General features: G+C 38.5%; 27 protein-coding genes. 12 read left to right on the top strand and 15 right to left on the bottom strand.

The window, feature by feature from the left end; genetic code table 11:
* Positions 1–195 precede the first annotated feature (195 nt).
* Positions 196–543: a hypothetical protein gene (locus tag WIW89_RS03545; protein ID WP_337719773.1), complete on the top strand. Its 348-nt coding sequence runs from the start codon at positions 196–198 to the stop codon at positions 541–543.
* Positions 540–1,103 (top strand): thioredoxin family protein, encoded by a 564-nt coding sequence (locus WIW89_RS03540; protein ID WP_337719772.1) that lies wholly within the window; start codon positions 540–542, stop codon positions 1,101–1,103. The genes WIW89_RS03545 and WIW89_RS03540 overlap by 4 nt, the downstream gene beginning before the upstream one ends.
* Here the strand turns inward: WIW89_RS03540 and WIW89_RS03535 are convergent.
* Entirely contained in the window at positions 1,066–1,389 is a 324-nt protein-coding gene (locus WIW89_RS03535; protein ID WP_337702298.1) for a hypothetical protein, read from the bottom strand. The two genes, WIW89_RS03540 and WIW89_RS03535, sit on opposite strands and share 38 nt — an antisense overlap.
* Positions 1,390–1,438: 49 nt before the next feature.
* Here WIW89_RS03535 and WIW89_RS03530 point away from each other — a divergent pair, with 49 nt between their 5' ends.
* Complete coding sequence (locus WIW89_RS03530) at positions 1,439–2,701, top strand: DUF1641 domain-containing protein (protein WP_337719771.1); 1,263 nt, start codon at positions 1,439–1,441, stop codon at positions 2,699–2,701.
* Here the strand turns inward: WIW89_RS03530 and WIW89_RS03525 are convergent.
* The 8 genes from WIW89_RS03525 to WIW89_RS03490 form a co-directional block, all read right to left on the bottom strand.
* Entirely contained in the window at positions 2,675–3,703 is a 1,029-nt protein-coding gene (locus tag WIW89_RS03525) for a histone deacetylase family protein (protein ID WP_443296288.1), read from the bottom strand. The two genes, WIW89_RS03530 and WIW89_RS03525, sit on opposite strands and share 27 nt — an antisense overlap.
* Positions 3,660–4,484 carry a hypothetical protein gene (locus WIW89_RS03520; protein ID WP_337708681.1) on the bottom strand — a complete coding sequence of 275 codons (825 nt, stop codon included), beginning with the start codon at positions 4,482–4,484 and terminating at the stop codon, positions 3,660–3,662. The genes WIW89_RS03525 and WIW89_RS03520 overlap by 44 nt, the downstream gene beginning before the upstream one ends.
* A 1-nt stretch (position 4,485) precedes the next feature.
* The gene (locus WIW89_RS03515) at positions 4,486–5,541 is read right to left on the bottom strand and encodes a radical SAM protein (protein ID WP_337719770.1); all 1,056 of its coding nucleotides are present in this window, start codon (positions 5,539–5,541) and stop codon (positions 4,486–4,488) included.
* Between the two features lies 1 nt (position 5,542).
* A complete protein-coding gene (locus tag WIW89_RS03510; RefSeq protein WP_337719769.1) occupies positions 5,543–6,433 on the bottom strand; it encodes a radical SAM protein in 891 nt (296 codons plus the stop codon).
* Entirely contained in the window at positions 6,430–7,464 is a 1,035-nt protein-coding gene (locus WIW89_RS03505; RefSeq protein ID WP_337719768.1) for a lipoate--protein ligase family protein, read from the bottom strand. The genes WIW89_RS03510 and WIW89_RS03505 overlap by 4 nt, the downstream gene beginning before the upstream one ends.
* Before the next feature lie 96 nt (positions 7,465–7,560).
* Complete coding sequence (locus WIW89_RS03500; RefSeq protein ID WP_337719767.1) at positions 7,561–7,818, bottom strand: sulfurtransferase TusA family protein; 258 nt, start codon at positions 7,816–7,818, stop codon at positions 7,561–7,563.
* Between the two features lie 196 nt (positions 7,819–8,014).
* Positions 8,015–8,401 (bottom strand): HTH-type transcriptional regulator Lrs14, encoded by a 387-nt coding sequence (lrs14, locus tag WIW89_RS03495; RefSeq protein ID WP_337702313.1) that lies wholly within the window; start codon positions 8,399–8,401, stop codon positions 8,015–8,017.
* Between the two features lie 51 nt (positions 8,402–8,452).
* A complete protein-coding gene (locus WIW89_RS03490; protein WP_337719766.1) occupies positions 8,453–8,809 on the bottom strand; it encodes a hypothetical protein in 357 nt (118 codons plus the stop codon).
* 33 nt (positions 8,810–8,842) lie between these two features.
* Between WIW89_RS03490 and WIW89_RS03485 the strand changes: the two genes are divergently transcribed.
* Complete coding sequence (locus tag WIW89_RS03485) at positions 8,843–9,448, top strand: 7-cyano-7-deazaguanine synthase (RefSeq protein ID WP_337719765.1); 606 nt, start codon at positions 8,843–8,845, stop codon at positions 9,446–9,448.
* Here the strand turns inward: WIW89_RS03485 and WIW89_RS03480 are convergent.
* On the bottom strand, positions 9,443–9,949 hold the full coding sequence (locus WIW89_RS03480) for an HAD family hydrolase (protein ID WP_337708694.1): 507 nt from the start codon (positions 9,947–9,949) through the stop codon (positions 9,443–9,445). The genes WIW89_RS03485 and WIW89_RS03480 overlap by 6 nt on opposite strands.
* 51 nt (positions 9,950–10,000) lie before the next feature.
* Between WIW89_RS03480 and WIW89_RS03475 the strand changes: the two genes are divergently transcribed.
* From WIW89_RS03475 to WIW89_RS03465, 3 genes are all read left to right on the top strand, one after another.
* A complete protein-coding gene (locus WIW89_RS03475) occupies positions 10,001–10,411 on the top strand; it encodes a glycine cleavage system protein H (RefSeq protein ID WP_337719764.1) in 411 nt (136 codons plus the stop codon).
* A gap of 97 nt (positions 10,412–10,508) precedes the next feature.
* Entirely contained in the window at positions 10,509–10,955 is a 447-nt protein-coding gene (locus WIW89_RS03470) for a glycine cleavage system protein H (RefSeq protein ID WP_337719763.1), read from the top strand.
* A gap of 1 nt (position 10,956) precedes the next feature.
* Positions 10,957–12,051: a lipoate--protein ligase gene (locus WIW89_RS03465; protein ID WP_337719762.1), complete on the top strand. Its 1,095-nt coding sequence runs from the start codon at positions 10,957–10,959 to the stop codon at positions 12,049–12,051.
* Between the two features lie 17 nt (positions 12,052–12,068).
* Here WIW89_RS03465 and WIW89_RS03460 read toward each other — a convergent pair whose 3' ends face one another.
* Both WIW89_RS03460 and WIW89_RS03455 read right to left on the bottom strand, forming a co-directional pair.
* The gene (locus WIW89_RS03460; RefSeq protein WP_337719761.1) at positions 12,069–12,788 is read right to left on the bottom strand and encodes a CBS domain-containing protein; all 720 of its coding nucleotides are present in this window, start codon (positions 12,786–12,788) and stop codon (positions 12,069–12,071) included.
* A complete protein-coding gene (locus tag WIW89_RS03455) occupies positions 12,788–12,928 on the bottom strand; it encodes a hypothetical protein (RefSeq protein ID WP_337702329.1) in 141 nt (46 codons plus the stop codon). Before WIW89_RS03455 ends, WIW89_RS03460 begins: the two co-directional genes overlap by 1 nt.
* 41 nt (positions 12,929–12,969) lie before the next feature.
* On the opposite strand from WIW89_RS03455, the gene WIW89_RS03450 reads away from it, so the two are divergent.
* The 4 genes from WIW89_RS03450 (at position 12,970) to WIW89_RS03435 (ending at position 15,526) form a co-directional block, all read left to right on the top strand.
* Positions 12,970–13,416, top strand: a complete 447-nt coding sequence (locus WIW89_RS03450) for a hypothetical protein (protein ID WP_337719760.1) — start codon at positions 12,970–12,972, stop codon at positions 13,414–13,416.
* A complete protein-coding gene (locus WIW89_RS03445) occupies positions 13,413–13,823 on the top strand; it encodes an OsmC family protein (protein ID WP_337708710.1) in 411 nt (136 codons plus the stop codon). The genes WIW89_RS03450 and WIW89_RS03445 overlap by 4 nt, the downstream gene beginning before the upstream one ends.
* 33 nt (positions 13,824–13,856) lie before the next feature.
* Positions 13,857–14,183, top strand: coding sequence for a hypothetical protein (locus tag WIW89_RS03440; RefSeq protein WP_337719759.1), 327 nt, complete (start codon positions 13,857–13,859; stop codon positions 14,181–14,183).
* 137 nt (positions 14,184–14,320) lie between these two features.
* The gene (locus tag WIW89_RS03435) at positions 14,321–15,526 is read left to right on the top strand and encodes an NRAMP family divalent metal transporter (protein ID WP_337719758.1); all 1,206 of its coding nucleotides are present in this window, start codon (positions 14,321–14,323) and stop codon (positions 15,524–15,526) included.
* Between the two features lie 4 nt (positions 15,527–15,530).
* Here WIW89_RS03435 and WIW89_RS03430 read toward each other — a convergent pair whose 3' ends face one another.
* Together WIW89_RS03430 and WIW89_RS03425 are read right to left on the bottom strand one after the other, a co-directional pair.
* Positions 15,531–15,821: a hypothetical protein gene (locus WIW89_RS03430; RefSeq protein ID WP_337719757.1), complete on the bottom strand. Its 291-nt coding sequence runs from the start codon at positions 15,819–15,821 to the stop codon at positions 15,531–15,533.
* Between the two features lie 84 nt (positions 15,822–15,905).
* Positions 15,906–17,693, bottom strand: a complete 1,788-nt coding sequence (locus tag WIW89_RS03425) for a serine/threonine-protein kinase (RefSeq protein WP_337719756.1) — start codon at positions 17,691–17,693, stop codon at positions 15,906–15,908.
* A gap of 84 nt (positions 17,694–17,777) precedes the next feature.
* On the opposite strand from WIW89_RS03425, the gene WIW89_RS03420 reads away from it, so the two are divergent.
* The gene (locus tag WIW89_RS03420; RefSeq protein ID WP_337719755.1) at positions 17,778–18,500 is read left to right on the top strand and encodes an exodeoxyribonuclease III; all 723 of its coding nucleotides are present in this window, start codon (positions 17,778–17,780) and stop codon (positions 18,498–18,500) included.
* On the opposite strand, the gene WIW89_RS03415 is transcribed toward WIW89_RS03420, so the two are convergent.
* Complete coding sequence (locus tag WIW89_RS03415; protein WP_337719754.1) at positions 18,478–19,446, bottom strand: stage II sporulation protein M; 969 nt, start codon at positions 19,444–19,446, stop codon at positions 18,478–18,480. The genes WIW89_RS03420 and WIW89_RS03415 overlap by 23 nt on opposite strands.
* Positions 19,447–19,476 lie beyond the last annotated feature (30 nt).

Genomic DNA, 19,476 nt, shown 5'->3' with positions numbered 1-19,476 from the left:
AGTAAATTTGAAATTTTACAAATAAATTGGTAAATAGTTATTGTTATTTAAACATTTTAAAATGATTTCTTTGGTTAAATATATACTATTTAATTTTTAATTAAATAGAACTAACGAATTAAACTAAAATTTCTAAAATTGTGGAATTAACCGACTTAGCCAAATTTTATAATTCATAGAGTAAAGATAATTTGTATGTCATTAGCCGATTACGTTAAGAAAAGGGGATTTGAGCTAGAGGAGGCTGAAAATAAGCTCGTAATAAAGATGGAAGGATACTCGTTTTATATAGATAAGGCATCAAACGAAATAGTATTACCCATCCCTTTACCTACCGGTAAAGAAAGTCTTGATGATTTAGTAGAAATGGGCATAAGATACGCTAGGGCTGCAAGAATAACACAAAGCTTAGGAGAGCCAGTTACTTACGAGCTTAACAATAACATGGTATTGATAAAAAGAAGGTTCTCAAACGTGCAAGAATTAGAACAGAAATTAATTAAGGCTTTAGAGGGTATAGAGAGCTTGAGGTATTTCTTATGAGTTATGACCCAATTATCTCCCAGTACTCCAAGTTCATAAAAGGGCTTACCATTGAGCAATGTAAAGCGGACGAAGTGGTAGACAAGCTCACTGAAGGCAATAATATAATAGAAAAGGATAGTTGTGATAAGCCTTACATAAAAGTTTTAAAAAACAACAGACTCTTCTTCACTTACTACGGGATTCCCACAGCTAACGAGTTGTGGCCCTTTCTTAACTCACTAATCAGAGTTGCAAACAATGCAGTGCAGCTTGATGAAAAGGAAAAGGCAGAAGCAGTAAAAGTAAGGGGTAACATAAAGCTTTTCGTAACACCTGATTGTACGAAATGTCCTATAGCTGCTGAACTATTGTATCAGATACCTATAGTAAATGAAAGTGTCAGCTTAGAGATAATAGACGTTACGGAGTATGAAGAACTAGGTAAAAAATACAGAGTGTTAAACGTTCCGAAGATCGTTCTTAACGAGAACGTAGAGATACCAGGTGGGTTCCCTCCTCATATAATTCTTAAGATGCTAGTCAAGGGTAGCGAAAAACAACAATCCCCATCTTCCTAGCTATTTTTTCCACATTCTCGTTGTCTGTAAACAATTCAGCAGATAGCTCTTGTGCTACCAAGACTGATTCCGAATCTGCTTCATCTAGACCTGAAATTTTGATGGGTTTATGGGAGTAAGCCCTTATCCACACATCGTTATCAAGAAGATTAGATGGGTTTACCCCCATTTTAAGTGCTTTAGAGAACGTGAGAGTTGTGATAACGATCTTCTTACCTGCTAGGGCTTGCCTCAGTTCAGGGATTCTGGTTACCAAGTTTGTCGTTATAACTGCATACTTTGTCATATTAAAGTATATAAAATACAAACTATAATAAAGTTAAGAGGAGATAAAAGTGGCTCAGACATTCGAAGACCCTCTCGAAAAACTCACTAACCCTGAGAATATACAAAAGCTCTCTAAGTTAATAGACGCTTTACCTGCACTTGAAAAAGTGACTACTAAATTAACTGAAATGGATAAACAGGGTCAGTTGGACTTAATGATGGGATTACTTGACCAAGCTGTTTCTATAGTTGATGCTGTACAGAAGGCTGACTTAATTAACGCACTCATCTCATTCGGAATGGACCAAATAACAAAAATACAAGCACTATGGCCAATGGTAGAAAAACTAACAAGTGATAAAGCTCTATCCCTCCTACAATCACTCGATGTTGACGCACTACTCGACGCAACAGAAAAACTAATGCCACTAATGCAAAAAATGACAAGTGACAAGGCACTAAAAGTACTACAATCACTAGACGTAGACTCACTACTTGACGCTACAGAAAAACTCCTACCACTAGTGCAAAAAATGACAAGTGACAAGGCACTAAAAGTACTACAAAGTATGGACATAGACGCCTTACTCCAGACTACTGAAAGCCTGATGCCAGTACTCATGAAAACGACAACGATCCTCAATGACATGCAGAAGAAAGGCCAGTTAGATATGCTATTAAACTTGCTTCAGCAGTCAATAGACTTGCTTGATGCTGTACAGAAGGCTGACTTAATTAACGCACTCATCTCATTCGGAATGGACCAAATAACAAAAATACAAGCACTATGGCCAATGGTAGAAAAACTAACAAGTGATAAAGCTCTATCCCTCCTACAATCACTCGATGTTGACGCACTACTCACAGTAGCCGAGAGATCGATCCCATTATTACAAAAACTAACGGGTGATAAGACCCTCAAACTATTAGAGACTATTGATATTGATGCAACACTTAATGCTCTAATAGCCCTATCCCCAGTTATGAAACAATTAACGAGCGAAAAAACTGTAAAACTACTCACTCAAGTCGATTTCACCTCAATGTTATCGTTGCTTGAAAGGATGGCTGAGTTACAGAAGGCAGGAGTTATCGATAAGATGATGAAGTTATTTGAGGTGTTCGGTGATCCGCAATTCGTAGACGCTATGGTAGCTTTAATGCAGAAGATGGGCATAGCAATGAAGATGTGGGTGCAAGACTTACCAAATGTGAAGCCTGTAGGAACGTTCGGATTAGTAGGTGCCTTAGGTAACAAGGACACAAGTTACGCTTTAGGTGCAATGTTGAAACTGGCTGAAGATTTAGGTAAAGTGCTGAGGGAAGGATAAGAGGAGAGATAAAGTCTCTTTAGCTTTTTTTATATTCTCTATATCCGAGATTGTAGGAGTTTCTAGCTCTTCTTTCTTACCACTGAGACCGACTAGGAAACTCACCATACATTCGGAGGACATCTTCCCATATCCCCCTCCACCATATCCAATAACTTTAGCACTTTTAGCCAACCTTCTCACCTTCAAGCCCAAAAGGTTATACGAATTACACGTCAACTCCAGTGACTTAAGCCCGTCATCCTTATGACCGTCTACCCCAGAGATCACAACAATATAAGACGGGTCATATTCCTCAACTATGTCGAGAATTCTCAACGCTATTTTAAATACATCGTCTCCCGATCTAAGAGGTAACGGAAAATTATAATTAAGCCCCTTTCCCTCTCCCTCTCCCCTCTCCTCAACCCTTCCAGTGCCGGGGAAAAACTTGCCGTCGTAGGCAAAGATGTTTAGTTTCAACACGGGCTTATCATACAAATACTCCTGAAGCCCATTACCGTGGTGGGCATCAACGTCTATTATTGCCACTTTTTCCTTTCTTTTAAGTAGTTGAAAAACAAGATAAGCTACGTCGTTTATAGGACAGAAACCCATTGGTCTGGAGTACGTAGCGTGATGGAAACCGCCGAGTGGGACGTAAATAAAATCTATATATGAGGAAAACTTTAACGCAGTCTTCGAGACACCAAGCACAAGTAATACGTCCTCAAATATACCAGGGTAATGAATAGTGTCCCCTCCATCCAAATATCCAGAATATGGCAAAGCACTGACTTCTTTAAGCCTATTGATGTAATCCTTCGAGTGTATCTCGAGGAGATCGTCTAAGGTAGCTAACTCAGGTTTAATTTCTACGAACTGGAGTTTTCTTCTCGCTATTTCTATGAACCTCCTAATTCTCTCTTTAGAAATATCCCTTATCATGTGGTGAGAAAACGATATGTCCCTGAACCTATCATCCCATATAATACCTAATAATTTCTCCGAGGTCAATTCTATCCCCTAAATCTCCGTTATATTTTCTAAAAAACCTTATCCTCGGTTTTCCACCGTAGGATAGCACAGCTTCAAAAAACGCTTTACCACAGACAGGTTGATTAGCTAGGATCTTAAACGATGCCTTTTGTTCCCACGTTTTGATTAACCCCCTCTTTCCTTCAAAGAGAACTACATTCTTTTTCCTAAAGTTAACGGGTCTGCCTAAATTTATACTGAAAAAGGAGAGTTGACCATTAAAACCGCCTATAATCCCCCCGTAACAAGCATACGGGTAGCTGGTGTTAAGTAGTCCTCCACAACAACCCACACCGTGGAGATTACCCGCTGACGCGTAATCTTCTACCTCCACATCGAAATAATTCTCAGTAACTAAAACGACTTTTCCGCGTCTCGACTCTTTGTAATCGGACACCTTGCGGAACTTAAATGTTACTCCCTCTATATGGGCGTGTAAAAAGTCTCCTCCAGTGTAAGGGGAGTTAACAAAATACCCTATTACTTGTCCTTCCTTAACTTCCTCTCCCTCATTTATTATCGGCTCTACGTGTAATACCTTAATCTTCTTATCCTTAATCAAGAAAGTGAGCATATAATCGTAATTGGACTTAACGTATTTGTTAGGTCTCCCTATAAAGAATTTTTCGGCTCTAAGGAGCTTTCCATTGAACGGTGAGAAAAAAGTTCTTTGATCCGGTGAACTTAAGTCTATAGCTTTACCCCTAACGTGAGAAGGGAAACCGCTTGAGAAAAAACTGATTAAAGAACCCCTTTTTATGTACATTCTACTTTTGTTCTAGCGCTTTTATTACGTTGTCTAGCTTAGACTGCCTTAAAGCTTTAATTGCCATTTCTCTTGACGGATACCAAGGAATGTTTCTGAACTCCATCGTGGGTCTCTCATTAGAATAAGGTCTATTACAGCCTGGACAACCTGAAGTCATGAAGGCTGGTGCTATATCGTCAATACTCAAGTCGGAAGGTATATTGATATCTATCAACCTCTCGTTTTCGTCGAATACAAAGTCGGAATACGTTACGAGATCGTTTTCGATAAGCCATCTTGCAAGCTGTATCCTTCTATACACGTTCACTGGTACGGGTTTTCTCTTCTCCATTAACGTATTTTGTTCTGGGTAAAAGGCGAATAATGTAATCTTTGCCCCTCTTTGATGAGCATACCACATTATATCAACAGCTTCCTTTTCAGTCTCACCTAATCCTATTATCAGATGTATCCCTGCATTTCCTTTACCGAATACTTCTACAGCCTCATCAATACCCTTAAGATACCTATCCCAACTATGCATACTTCTGACTTCCTTCCCTCTGGTCATGTCAAAAACTCTCTTGCTTGCAGCGTCGATTGCTACATCTATCATATCCCCTCCTGCCTTCCTCATCTCCTCCATGTGGTGTTTGAACGTGTAGGTAGGGGTTACTAATTCTGATATTGACAGCTCTATTCCGGCCTCTCTAATTCTCCTCGTGATCTCTATTGAGTCTTGCGCTGCCTTAGGGTGGGCTAACTGCCCTACACATATCCTCTGTAATCCGAACCTAGGATCACCTTGTCTCTCCTTTATCTTCTTTATAACGTCATCTAGTTTCCTTAAAGGCCATTCGACTCTTATCAGTGTTTTGCATTCAGGACCTTGAGATACTTCTCTAGCTTGTCCACAGTAGGCACAGTTAGCCTTACAGCCATCTGGATAATACTGCAAGAGGTTTATTGTTGTGTTTAGAGCATTGTGTAAAAAAACACCTGGACTAAAACCTAATACCATATCTGCTCCGAAACTTAGCCTTACCCAATCTGGACTACTTACCATTCTTAACATATCATACCACCCCCAAAATATCGAAAACTACATTCGCACAACATGTATTATTAAAAATAACTTGTCTTTTACTTAACGCATAATTTATAGTCTCCTCCTCTGGGAAGGCTATTCCGTCCAACTCGTAATCTACTGCAAATTTTTCCACCTCCAAATACCTCCTACCTCTGGGTCTTGCACACCCGAGCATGACCGGAATGGAGAAGTTATCTCTTGCCTTCTTCATAACTCGAATCATTTCGTCGGGCTCGGGCTGTCGTAAAGAGAAAGATGAGGAAAGAGGCATGAGCCCGACGACTATAACAGCGTCTGGGTTTACGGACTTTAACATATCCAGAGCGTTTAGCTCGTTTTCGACCCCCTTTTTACTTAAGCCTACGATGATATGAGGGACTACCATTAGTCCTGCTTTTTTCAGATACCTAAACGAATTCAAGTAATCGTCAACCGTAAAAGGTTGACCAAGTGTATCCTTTATAGTATCGTCATCAGCGACCATATCAAGTAAAGCTATTTTAACTCCTGCCTCCTTAAACTTTAGAGCTATTTCTTCGCTTTTTACGACTCCAGTATGGGCAATAAAAGTCATTTTATCTTTGTACTTCTGAAGCACGGAAGAGAACTTCCAGATGGGGACTTCTCCCCTACTAGTAGAACCTCCTGAGAGTATAAGCCCCTTGTGCCCTTCACTTAACGATTTTTTGATTTGCATTTCGAGCTTGAGAGGCGAAGATGCGTCCTCCATGCTCTCGAGGATCCTTTTATTACAGTGTTTGCAGTCAAACGCACAAGCGTTTCCAGTTATAGAGACTATCCTCCACCCCTGCTCAGAGGACATATACTCGGTTTCATATTTCTTCAGCGCAGGTGCATATAAGAATAGGGGTCTCACTTTTTCAACACCTCGTTAAATAAGGAGACGAGGTCGTTTTCGCTTATTCCGATAATCTTTACATCCTTATACCACTCCCTGATATTCTCCTCAAGTTCATCCACTCTACTCCACTTAAGTCTGGACTCTAGATCGTAGATTGCCCTTCTGGGTTCTACGAAGAAGTCTCCGGTTAGTAAAACACTTTCAATTATCGACTCACCTGCAAGCTTGACTTGTAACCTGACTAGCCCACCTGGGAACTTTCTCTCTATAAACTTCACATCCCCACTTAGGGGTTTTCTGAGGTTATATATCCAATCCGGAGAAGAATACTTCAACCTGAACTGTGAAATTAACTTCTTCTCTTCCTCAGTATACTGACCTTCCACCAACTTTACTCCTAACGCTTCGGAGAAGCTATCCTTTGCTATACTTATTAACTCGCTCATTTCGATACTACGTCCCAGTTCCTTTGATATCCACGTTAGTCTTTCTTTGAAATCCTTAGCTAGCTTGTCTTTCAGTTTCTCGGAAGTAAGCCTTAACGTAGATACAAGAGCTTCAGCGTCGAAGTCTAAGAGTATCGTCCCTGTCACTGCAATATATTTACCTATTGAGAATGCACCTATCCCAGATATCTTTTTCCCCTTGACTTCTACGTCATTCTTAGGCCTGAAATTTGCGTCAATCGCTAACTTCTGAAGTGTTTTTATTACTCCTTCAGCGCCTTTCTTTATCGCATTTTCTGGGGAACCTCCTAATAGCGAACCGTCAGCATAAATCTCCCAGCCCAGTTGGTCTTTTCCCATTATTATAGCTCCTCCACCGGTAGGTCTTCTTCCTATGTCCCAACCTCTTTTTTTCACCTCATCAATATTTACTTCTTGCTCTACCGCCTGGTGATAGCCTATAAGCACGGCTGTGGGGTCGAATATAACGAAGCGCAGTATTGGGGGGGCACCATTACTTACTGACTCTAATAACGCCTCTTCGCCAGCGAGTATTAGGTCTTGCGGTCCTCTCTCCACGATGAACCTAAAAGAATCCATGCTTAGGAAAATAACTTTTTTAATTTATTTAAATATTTCTTCAAATAGAAAAAACGGCTATTTATGTTGTTCTAAAGTGAAAAGAATTGTAAACCTTTAGCAACCTCCGACTTTAACGTCCTTTAATTCTTTACTACTACTAGACTTCTCAATGACCATCGTATATACTCCATCCTTATTGGTGTTCTCCACAATCTTACAATCCATTAACTTAACGGCTTCGGTTATCATGTCCACGCATTTTGGATCTTTAAACATTACTTTTACTGCACCTTCTTTCATCCCCATTAGCTTAGCCACGGTTTTCATGAAAGGTTCGGGGCATTCAGCTGAAGTAGCGTCTATTATCTCCATAGTTTGTAAGATTGAGTTAAAAACTTAAAAATATTGTCGAACTAACTAAACCCCATGAAAGTAATTTGTCCGGTTTGTAACCGACTGTTTGAGGCCGAATGCTCTCCTTATAAAGAGACCTATAATGAGATAGCATACTATTTCGACACGGAAATGTGTTTGCTAGCGTTTAGAAGTAGCCCTGAAAAATTTATATTCAAGTGCCAAGAGAAGAAAGTAGAACCTTAGGCAAAATATTTATAAACATTTGCGAACATTTTTTGAAATCTTCCCTGATATGCTCTACTAGCTGCTGCGTCTCAACAGCCTTATAGACGTATTTTGGTCTACCGCCTTTAGAGGACTGCATTTTTTCCCTGATAATAAATCCAAGCGATACAAGCTTGTTTAGGCTTCTATTAATAGATGCTTTAGACAACTTCAACGACTCTACTAATTCATCCTCTGTAGCTGTCTTCTTTTCGATTACAGCTTGGAGTACTTTGTACTCAGTGTCAGATATGTCGTAACAGAATGATAAAGCGTCAAGTAACTTTACTTCTTTGCCCGACGGTAATACTACTTTCTCACTTTCTACTTCCATAATTTAATATCTATTAATAGATATATTTAAATTTTATCAAAAAAACCAAAGTTAACCCCAAATCCCTCTATTAATATCCTCAATCTTAGTGTATAGAGAGATCTGGAAATATCTGAAGACTTCTACAACAAAATTTCTAGCTTGCTCGTCTTGCATTCCTGAGATTTTAGTCAAAAGATCATTTATGAACCTCTGTAAATCGTTATAAGTGGCTTTGTCCATCATGCTTTCGTATTGACGAAGATCCAGCATCGATCTTATCTCGTCAACAGTTTTTGCACTCTTTAATTTCTCATAAATGATCATTACGACACCCCTTCCCTGCTTTCCAAAGAGAGCGTCTTCAGGCTTTCTCAACCACCTTGCATAAGTTGCAGCTAATTTTTTCGCTTCATTCTCAAGCGACATATGTTTAATTTCTCATGGGCTTATTTAAAACATATGGGAAAATCATTACTGTTAATGAGCGGAGGCTTAGACTCTTCCTCCGTAGCCTTTTACCTTTCTAAAAAAGGTATAGATTTTGATTGTATAATATTCAACTACGGGCAGAAATCGGCGAGAATGCAATTAAAAGCCAGTAAAGAGATTTGTAGAAAACTGGACAAGAAGTTAATAAAAATAAACATAAAACACGTAAGGAGACCTTTCGTAGAGGGACTCTGGCTTAAACCCCATGAGCCCATAGTTCACAGAAACCTTGTCATAATTCCAATAGCATTGACACTAGCAAAAGAAAGGGGATATGAGGAGGTAATACTCGGTACAGTAAAAGAAGACTGTGAATTCGAAAGAGAAAGATTTTACGTGATTAAAAAGCTTAAAGAATTAGCTGAAATTCTCGGCGTAAAGCTCTCTACCCCTTTCGCCGGTTTCCCTAAGTGGTTACTATTGAAAATAGGGATTCAGTCGGGCTTAGATCCACAACTAACTTACTCCTGCCTCTTAGGACACAAATACCACTGCGGACAATGTAGTCAATGCAGGAAGAGGATAGAGGCTTTTAAGATACTCAGGATAAAAGACCCTACGGTTTATCTATCATAGCTTTCTTAACCTCATTAGAATCTCATATAACTTTTCTAAACTATCAGCCATTATATAAGGGCTATATCTTGAACAGTCTTGGAATCTTTTAACACAAGCCACTTTTATCCTTGAGTCGAAGAACCTAGCCGATAAAAGGTCTAGGGGTGATGAACCTATCGTCATCGTCTCCATCGGATCCCATCTTGTCATATTAAACAATGCCTTATAGGGGATCTTGCTCGGTTTAGTTATTCCGTCGTCGTTACTTACATAGCTAAAGTTAGCAATGGCTAGACTTTCCATAACCTTCTTAGTCGTCTCTTTGTCGTAAGGGGAAAGAAATACTATTTTATCATTACTAACTTTTTGCCTCAACTTCTCTAAAAAGGGATACCAGTCGGGGAAAACTTCCGTAGTAACCTCTAACCCTTCTATTTTTTCTCCCTTATACTTGCGATACAAGACATCTGTCAAGTCGACTTTGAGAACTACCCCGTCAAGCCATATGACGAAGTTCATAACTTGTATTAATGAAAGTTAATAAGTTAATATTTTTGTTTTTATTTTGGTATGAATATAAACGGTTTTGAGTTCCCCGAAGACCTACTTTATTACCCAGAGGAACATGTGTGGATTAAAGCGGAAGGTGACGTGATTACGGTAGGTATAACGTCTCTAGGACAATATATGGCGGGTAAGATATTCGAAGTGTCTACAAGGAGTAAAGGAGAAAAGGTTAATCCAAGAACAGTAGTGTTCACGTTAGAGTCCGCAAAATGGGTAGGTAAGTTCAGGCTTCCGGTTGAGGGAGAGATAGTTGAAGTTAACGAATCTGTTGTAAAAAACCCTGCTCTATTAAACGAGAAGCCATATGAAGCTTGGATAATCAAGATCAAGGGAAAATACGACGAAAAGAAATTCAAGAAATTACAAGAAGTGTCTAAATTATTTGAAGCTGAGACCAATAGAGTCGTGAGATAAAGATAATTTTTATCAATTTTTGACTTAAATTACTTTTCCTTTATCTAAAGCAAAACATTTTTATTATTTCCACGAAAGATAATAAAGAGGGTCTTAAATGGCAAATGTTTCGAACTGTGAGATACCTGAGAACCTACTTTATTATATTGAAGGAAAAAACACCGTTTGGGCTAAACAAGAAGGAACAGACACAATTGTTGTAGGTATAACCGACCTTGCCCAGACCATGGCAGGAAAAGTAGTGAAAGTCAGGCTAAAGAAGAAGGGCACCAAAATTGAAAAAGGTAAACCAGTTGCTACTATGGAGAGCGGAAAGTGGGCCGGTCCAGTACCAGCTCCAGTATCCGGAGAGATCATAGACGTAAACCAAGAAGTTGAGAAGAATCCAGTGATCGTTAATCAAGATCCTTACGGCAAAGGTTGGCTAGTTAAGATGAGGATAAATAATCCCGAGGAGTTAAAACAGTTAGTTACTGGCTCTGCTGCTGTAAGCAAACTAACTGAGTTGATAAACTCCGAAAAATTGCAGTGCAAGAGGCTGTGAAATGAGTTGGAGGTTCATAGTATTACCTCCCCAAGACGGCTACCACATGGTTACGTCCTTTGTCTCGGTAGCTGATTACGTCTCTAGGGGAGGAAAAGATACACTCCTTGTTTTTTATGCCGATAAACCCTTCGTAAATGTTGGAGTTCATCAGGAAGTATGGTTAGAAGTTAACCTTGAGTTCACTAAGAAGATGGGAATACCAGTAATAAGGAGAGACCTTGGAGGAGGCACAGTAGTAATAACACCCGGTGAACACGACTACTTTGTAGTAGTGAGAGCTGAAGAAGCACCGAGTACGCCAAAAGCTCTCTACGAAAAATATCTAACACCCGTAGTGAACGTATTAAGGTCTTATGGTATAAAGGCTGAGTTAAAAGATCAGGATATTGTTGTAAATGGAAAAAAGATAAGCGGGAACGGTGCTATGACTTACGATAAGGCGGTAGTAGTCACTGGCAATATATTGCTACACCTCGATGTAGACCTGATCAGCAAGTGCGTAAAAGTACCTTCAGAGAAATTCAGGGATAAGATGGCAAAGGAAATGAGCGAATGGCTGACTAGTGTAGAGAAGGAAATCGGTTATATTCCTCCAAGGGATGAGATAAATAAGAGGTTAAAAGAGGAGTTCGAAAAATGGCTTAACATAAAATTCGAAGACGCTACTTTGACACCTGAGGAAATACAGTTATGGGAAAAACTTGCAAGAGAAAAGATGAACGAGGAGTGGATATACTACAAGGACAATAGACATCCAGAGCTTAAGACCGAAAGGTGTGTTAAGATAAACAACACTGTAGCTCTCTGTCACGTAGACTATAAGGCAAGGAAACTGATCAGGTTAACAGTAAAAATAGTGAACAAGAAGATAGATGAAATATCGATATCTGGAGATTTCTTCGTCATGTCACCTAAAGGGTTCATTGAGGAGTTAGAGGATAAGCTCAAGGGTGTGGAAGTGACCAAATATCAAGAGGTAATAAGGAAAATGTTTGAGGAGAAAAAACCAGCAATTTTCGGGTTTACAAGCGACGACCTGATAAACGCAATGGAGGAACTAATTAGGAAACCTGAAGTCCAAGAAGTAATATGATTAAAAAAGATTAAAAATTAAATTGACATAACGGCTAATAATTCTCTTTCACTTAGACTTCCCAAGAGAGAAACGGGATCTACAACTGGTAAGAAGCCTATGTTTTTTTCAGCCATTAAGAGCCTTGCTGTTTCCGCACTAGAGTCGGGAGTAACTTTGTAAACGGTTATTGACATAAAATCGTAAGCTTTCACTCCCTTCAATGTTTTCTTGGCTAGTAATGCCCTAGCTATATCCTTAGCGGAGATCACTCCTACGGGCTTTTTACCGTCCACTACTACAGCGTGTCTCTTCCAGTAGGATTTCATGACCTCTACTATCTCCGATAACTCACTATCTGGTGTAGCGATTACTGGGTCGACATTCATTATGTCCCCCACTTTTGCGTTAGACTCAACTTTACAATGCCTGATTAGATCCCTCTCAGTGACTATTCCCACTATTCTAGCACCATCTCCAACTACTAACGAGCCTACACCTTCGGACGTAACTATCCTGCAAGCCTCTTTTATTGGAGAAGTAGGTGTAATAAAAAGGAGGTCTCTTGACATTATTTTTTCAACGGGGGTCTTTAGATCTTTCCAGCTATATATTAAATCCCTAATTGTTATTATTCCGTCCTCGTCAACCAGTAACCTCCTTATGTTATTTTCAAGCATTATTTGAAGAGCTTTTTCAGTAGTCGTATCCTTCGAAACCTTGACTACCGAAGTAGTCATTATGTCTTTTACTAACATCATTTAGCCCTCTGTGGGTTCACACCATGAGCCCTAAAACACTCCTCTACTGTAATGTATTTCCACATAGCCTCCGGTTTATAACACTCCATTGCAGGATTTTCTTCTTCAACCTTTTCTTGCGTAACCATCATAGCCATCAATCATAAATTATATTAAAAAAGAAAAAAATTTTACTCCTATGAAAGTAAAAGTTGGAAATCTTGAATTAGAGATCGTTGGAGAGATAGACATAGGAGAAAAGACTTACAAGGTAGTAGAGGTACCTGATTCTTCCGAATACAAGGGGTTTCCCCCTTCTTGGGAAACAGTGAAAAAATCTATGCTAACATGGAGACCTTACTTCCGTGGAAAGATGATTGAGGAAGAAGGGAGGCTAATCCCTGTAATTGATGATTACGTGTTATATATGTCAAAAAGAATGTACGAACTCTTGGTAAATATTTACTATACATTTAAGGTCAATAAACCGCCCCTTGAGGTAAATATAAGCATCGTAATAACACAAGAAATCGAGAAGCAGGAAGAAGCACTCGGCAGAACCTTAACCCCTGAGGAAAAAACTCAAATGTACTTGGACTACTCGATCGACCTTGCTATACTTAAGGACTTGGGGATCCTATCATGATGACCTTTACAGCTGAAGGGGAGCTAGAAGGAGACCACGTGAAAATTACCAGCGATAACACAGAGCTGAAAATAGGGCTTTTAGGCTCAGATTATCCAACGCCTGAGGAGATATTGCTATCATCAGCATTATCTTGTTTAATGTTAACAGTATACTATATAGCAAGGGAGAAAAACCTAAAGCTCAATAGTTTAAAGGGGTATATAGAAGGAACTTTAGATCCTAAAGGCTTTCAAGGAGATCCTAATATTCCTCCGGGCTTCTTGGAGATAAATTACGAAATAGAAGTTAGTGCCGAAAATAAGGAATTATTACAGAAAGTCTTAGATGAATCAGAGAGGAGGTGTCCTCTAAAAGATACTCTCACCAGAAGCATTAAAGTCAATGTTAAATGGAAAATAATTTAAATCTTTTTTAATAAAATCAATTTGTGATACGAAATGTCAGAGGAACTCATGAAGCCTGGGGAGAGGCAATTTAACGACATGATACCCTACATTATGGATTTGATAGACAATCTTAATACTCTTCTGGCCGAGAACGAAGCATTATTAAGCCAGAAGGGGATAGCCAGGAAACTTAGTGTAGTATTGTCGATAATGACGTTACACAGATACTATCCTCAAGTCTTCATGAAAGAGGTTTGGGATCAACTACTACAGTTAGTAGATCAGATGAAATCAATGCCTGAATTATCAGACAAATTAAAAGATATATTAGCAGACATAGAGAAGTTAAATCAGTTAAAGAAGGAAGCTGGGATTTGAATTTATATTGAATCTAGATAAATATCTCTTTTTCACTTCTATATTCTTGGTTCATCTTCTAACCCTTGTAACTCTTTTTAGACTAGTTGTTTAACATATCGACAAAACTTTTTATTCCTAGAATTAATTTACTTACGATGGGTCGTAAATCAATTACGACAAGTCGTAATTTTATAAACTTCCTGAAGTTCTTCGGACCAGCTTGGTTGGTGATGATGGCTGACATGGACGCAAGTAGTACTATTGGCGCTGTAGAGACTGGAATATCCTACGGTTATAAATTTGTATGGTTCCTCCTTTTGCTTTCCGTACCTCTTTTCATAATTCAGGAGGTCTCTGGAAGAATAGGCATAGCTACTGGGAAAGGCTTAGGTGAACTGGTAAGAGAGAACTACAATAAAAAGATTTCAATATTCATAGCATTACCCATGTTTTTAACGGACATAATCACGTATATTGTAGAATATATAGGGATAGGTATAGGTATGTCTATGCTAGGAGTACCACTAATTATAGGTATTCCTATAGCATTTATCCTTCACTTGTTGATTATCATAAAGAGAAAATATATAGTGACGGAAAAAATCCTAATAGCCATATCCACTACACTAATATTAGGTTTTGCTTTAACACTAGCCGTCAGAGGAGTAGAACCATCATGCTCTATCTTTTATTTCGAACCTACTCCAAACTATTTCTTTTTTCTGGCTGCTAACGCAGGGGCAGTAATAATGCCGTTCATGTTGTTCTTTCAAGCTTCAGCCACTGCAGAAAAGTTGGCTTCATTGGAAGGTTTTGAGAGGAAACTTGCGCTTAAGTTTATGAGAATAGAGACGATTATCGGTAGCGTAATTACGGAGTTCTTAATGGTAATGGTTGAAATGGCTTCAACTGGGATACCCGATTCTACGAACATTTATTCACCTAGCGACTTAGCTAGGGTGTTTTCCTCGATAGCAGGGTCTTATTCCCCTTATTTCTTCGGGTTAGGCTTACTGGGAGCCGGTTTTCTAGCTTTAGTCGTAATATCTCTAGGGAGTGCATGGGGTACTGCAGAAGCCCTTGGAATTCCTAGAAATAAGTCATATAAGTTATACTTGATAGAAAGTGTTCCGGCACTATTAGTAACTTTACTAGTCCCAAAAGATATGTTAGGAAATGTAGTATTAAACTTGCTCTCACTTTTCGTAATAATCCTTCTAGGTCCCGCCTTAGTTATGGGAATTCTTGCAAATAATCCAAGAATTATGGGAGAATATAAAAACAACTCATTTCAAAACGTGGTCTATTGGAGTAGTATTACCTTTATATTTATACTAGGTCTTCTGTCCCAACTCAGCTAGAAGATCACTTAGCCTTTACCTGCTTATTCTCTCCCATTACTATCTCCTTTCCGCGCCTCATCTTACTTAACGGCAATATTTCGAACATTCTAACTACCTCCTCGGGAGACATTTCCTTAGTCTCAGGAACGAACATTATTACAAATACTAATGCAATAATATCTAAAGCTGAGAATATCCTCCTATAGCTACCAATATCGTTATAATCCAATAAAATCTGTTGACTTCCTTGGTGTCTAATACTCTTAAAATATCCGCAATTGAATTGTAATTTCCTTTTAACATAGTATAACATTAGTTTAAAATTTTATAAAATATACTTAATATATAATTTTAATTATGAAAGTATAATCTACTGTGATGATAATTTAAACTCGATTTAAACTATATACCTAATCAACACGGAGACAAACTCGTCTAATGAAGGTCTATTTAGAGGGTCTGGTGATAATGCCCTCCTTAAAATCGCCTGAACATCGGGTTCTGCGTTTATATTTATCCAGTTATATGACAACAATCTTTTTGCGTTATGAACATATGTTAATGCCTCCCTTATTTTTCCTTGATTATATAGGTCTACTGCATCGCTCAGGACTTTTATATCAGGTCTATTATTATATCCAGTTAATGCCACATACATGGTCATTCCTAAAGAGAACACATCTATTCGGGGATCTGCGCCAATTCCCCCAATCGAGAACTCAAGCTGTTCTGGTGGGGCATATTCCACGGTGATCTGTTTGATCTTTCCACCTACTCTCACCGCACTACCCAAGTCTCCTAGTTTAATCACTCCTTTTGAACTCTTAAGTAGATTATAAACTTGTTCACCTCCTCCATTTAATTTTCTAGAAAAGAAAATGTTTTGCGGCTTAATATCCAGATGGACGTAACCTTGAGAGTGAATATAGTTTAAGGCTAAAATTGCCTCTTTTATTATAACGTAAACAATATATTTCCAGTACCTGCTGTTAAATAAGTTGGGGTTTTTCATTAAGTCCATCAAAGTACCTCCCTCTAAGTACTCCATAACGATCATGGGGGGAGAGTTAAGGTAAGCTTCCACGTCACCTTTTTCAATATTTTCAACAACGTTTGAATCTACGTTAATTGCATAAAGTTTTACCAACCTATCGTCTTTGCTCAAATTTATCAAGTTAGACGCTTCAGCCGCAAAGTCTAAAAAGGAGGAAAGTGGGGAATACGAAGTAAAAGTCTGATCAGACATTTTAGGTATCTTTATAGCGTAATATTTTCCATTCAATTCTGCTTTTAATACATAAGAGTTTCCACCGGTCCCCACTACATCGAGTACCTTGTAGTTGTAAAGGTTTTTGTTTACCCAATAGTTGGGATCCCAGTTCTTTAGGTCTATGGGGATCATATTGATTTTTACCACGTCTGAGGGATTTGCAATACCTTCCCTTATCTCGGGAATTAGGAGAACACCGTTAGGAAGTTTAACGTTTTCTACATACCACTTTACGGGGGAGTCCGAATTAATCTTAATGCTACCTTTAACCAAGTGGGGTTTATTGTTAATGTTAACAATGACTTGGGCATCTGGAGGGTTTATTACAAAAGTTATAGTCTTTAGTATCCTTGGCTTCGTACTTCCCTTCTTACTTCCACTCTTCTTCTTATTTCCGATTTTTGGGTGGCCTATGTAGCTTTTCTCTCGAAGAGGATGTAGACTAGCTAAAATGAACAGCCCACTCCAAGTTAGAGGAAAGACTGTATAGTTAATTATCGAAAGTCCAAAAATGTTCACTAAAAATGCGAGGAATTCTGCAAAAGAGAAAAGTACTGTTATTGCGCTTAGAACTATGGCTCCTTTTAACACACTTTGTGTGGAACTTATGATAACGCCGAGAGCCGGAAATACTAATAGAACGAGCAGGTACGGATTACTATCTAGATCAAGTATAGAGTATAAGACCGTAGACACAACAGCACCTAACAAAATTATCATAGCTGCTCTTCTTAATTCAGTCCTCGTCATAAAGAGTGCTGATATAATATCGTCTACAAAAAGCCCTAGGGCAATGAACCTACCGACTAGGAAGGGAGAAATGAATAACATGAAAAGCGAGCCTACAAAACCGGTTATTACCGAAATTACTAAGAAGATAATTGATAGGTCACCGCTATAGTAATATCTTCTCACATTAAATCTTATCGAACTAAACGATAAAATACCTTATTCCAGTGAAGTAGAACTTTTATACATTATAAGTTTAGTTTTAACAAGTTGAAGATCGTATCGTGGAACGTTAATGGCCTGAAGGCAATAACTAGAAAGGGAGCCCTCGAAAAAATTGTAAAAGACTATGACGTGATTCTCCTTCAAGAAATACGCTCTAACGACGTACCTCTAGACCTTCTTATATCTGGATTAAACATTTTAGCCTTTCCTTCAAAGAAGAAGGGATATAGCGGAGTTATGAGCATAAGTAAGCCAAAACCACTATCCGTGATAAAAGGTTTAGGAATAGAGGAATTTGATTCGGAGGGGAGGGTTCTTATGCTAGAGTTCCAAAAATTTTACATAATAAACGCTTATTTTCCGAGAGCAGGAGACGGGCTTGTTAGACTAGATTTTAAGATTAAGTTCAATAACGCTATTGAGAACTACGCACTGAGGCTTAGGGAAAACAAGTCAGTGATCATTTGTGGAGATTTCAATGCAGTTAGAAGTAAGAAGGACTCTAGCTTTTGGGACGAAACTGAGCCTGGCTTAACACCTCAGGAAAGAGAATGGTTGAACAACTTTATTAAAAAGGGTTTCGTGGACTGTGCGGAAAAGACATCAAGGATGGAATATACTTGGAGAAGTTACAAGTTTAAATGGAAGGCTATGAGAATAGACTACTGCCTTGTATCTGAGGAACTAGCTCCAAAGATTGTAGATTTTCAAGTCTTAAAAATCGAGGGCTCAGACCACTTACCCATCATGGTCGAATTGTTGGATTAAAATACGAATTCTCTAGAAGTGTAGCCAGATATTTCAAATCGCTTATCAGTAGCGGATCTCTAATTACTTGAAAATCTGTTTGCACCTTGTTAAACAACATCATAACATTAGGATAGTAATTTGAGATTATTTGCACAATTCTGTATAAATCCTCCTTAGTAGTATATGGTAAGTTCAGTTTAACTGCCATAGCGTCAAGTAAGTAAAGTATCGCTGACCAGTAATTATCTATTGCAGCTTGTAGTTGCCCTTGGGTTTCATACATGTTTCCCTTGTTCCACGCATCTTTATACAAAGAGAAAAATTGATTGGTATAATAGTGCTGGGTATTTCCAAATCCTAAATAACCTACTTGAGTAGCAATGCTAACTTTATCAGCGTACTTTTGGATCTTCTCGTATAAGAAATAGATGCCTATTAATACGGGAACTGCAGCCACCCACATTATAAGTGGATTAGGAACATAAAACAAAGAAGATTCTATTAGAGCAGCAAAGAAGAGTTCAACTGGGATGACTATGTATGTAAGCAAAGATCTTTTCCAGTCCCTCCAATTGATTACTGTATAAGTTCCAGCACCGACTGCTATGGCATATGAAGGGAGTTCAACCGCTGAGTGAGGTAGAAGTAACAAAGAAATTGCTGCCACTATACCCGGTATTCCGTAGTGAGTAGACACTACACTAATTACATATGCAGTATCCGCTATTGTAATACCGAAAACTAATATTCCTATGATAGGTATGAAATCGGCAGTAGCTATAGCTAGGTTATGAGGAAAAATCATTAACACCTTACCGAAGTAATTCGTGTTTTGAACTGAGTTCTCTAAACCATTATATTCCTGAAGAACAGAAGGGTTGTGCGACGGTATCGAGCTTATAACTAAGAATATTGCTAACTCGATTATCAAGTATATTAGTATAAGCTTAGATATAAGCCTCATAAGATTACAATAAGACAAACCATAAATAAA

Origin of the sequence: Stygiolobus sp. CP850M (genome assembly GCF_037389425.1) — an archaeon.
GTDB lineage: Archaea > Thermoproteota > Thermoprotei_A > Sulfolobales > Sulfolobaceae > Stygiolobus.
Note: the sequence above shows the minus strand (reverse complement) of the source record. Positions and strands in the feature narration are given on the sequence as shown.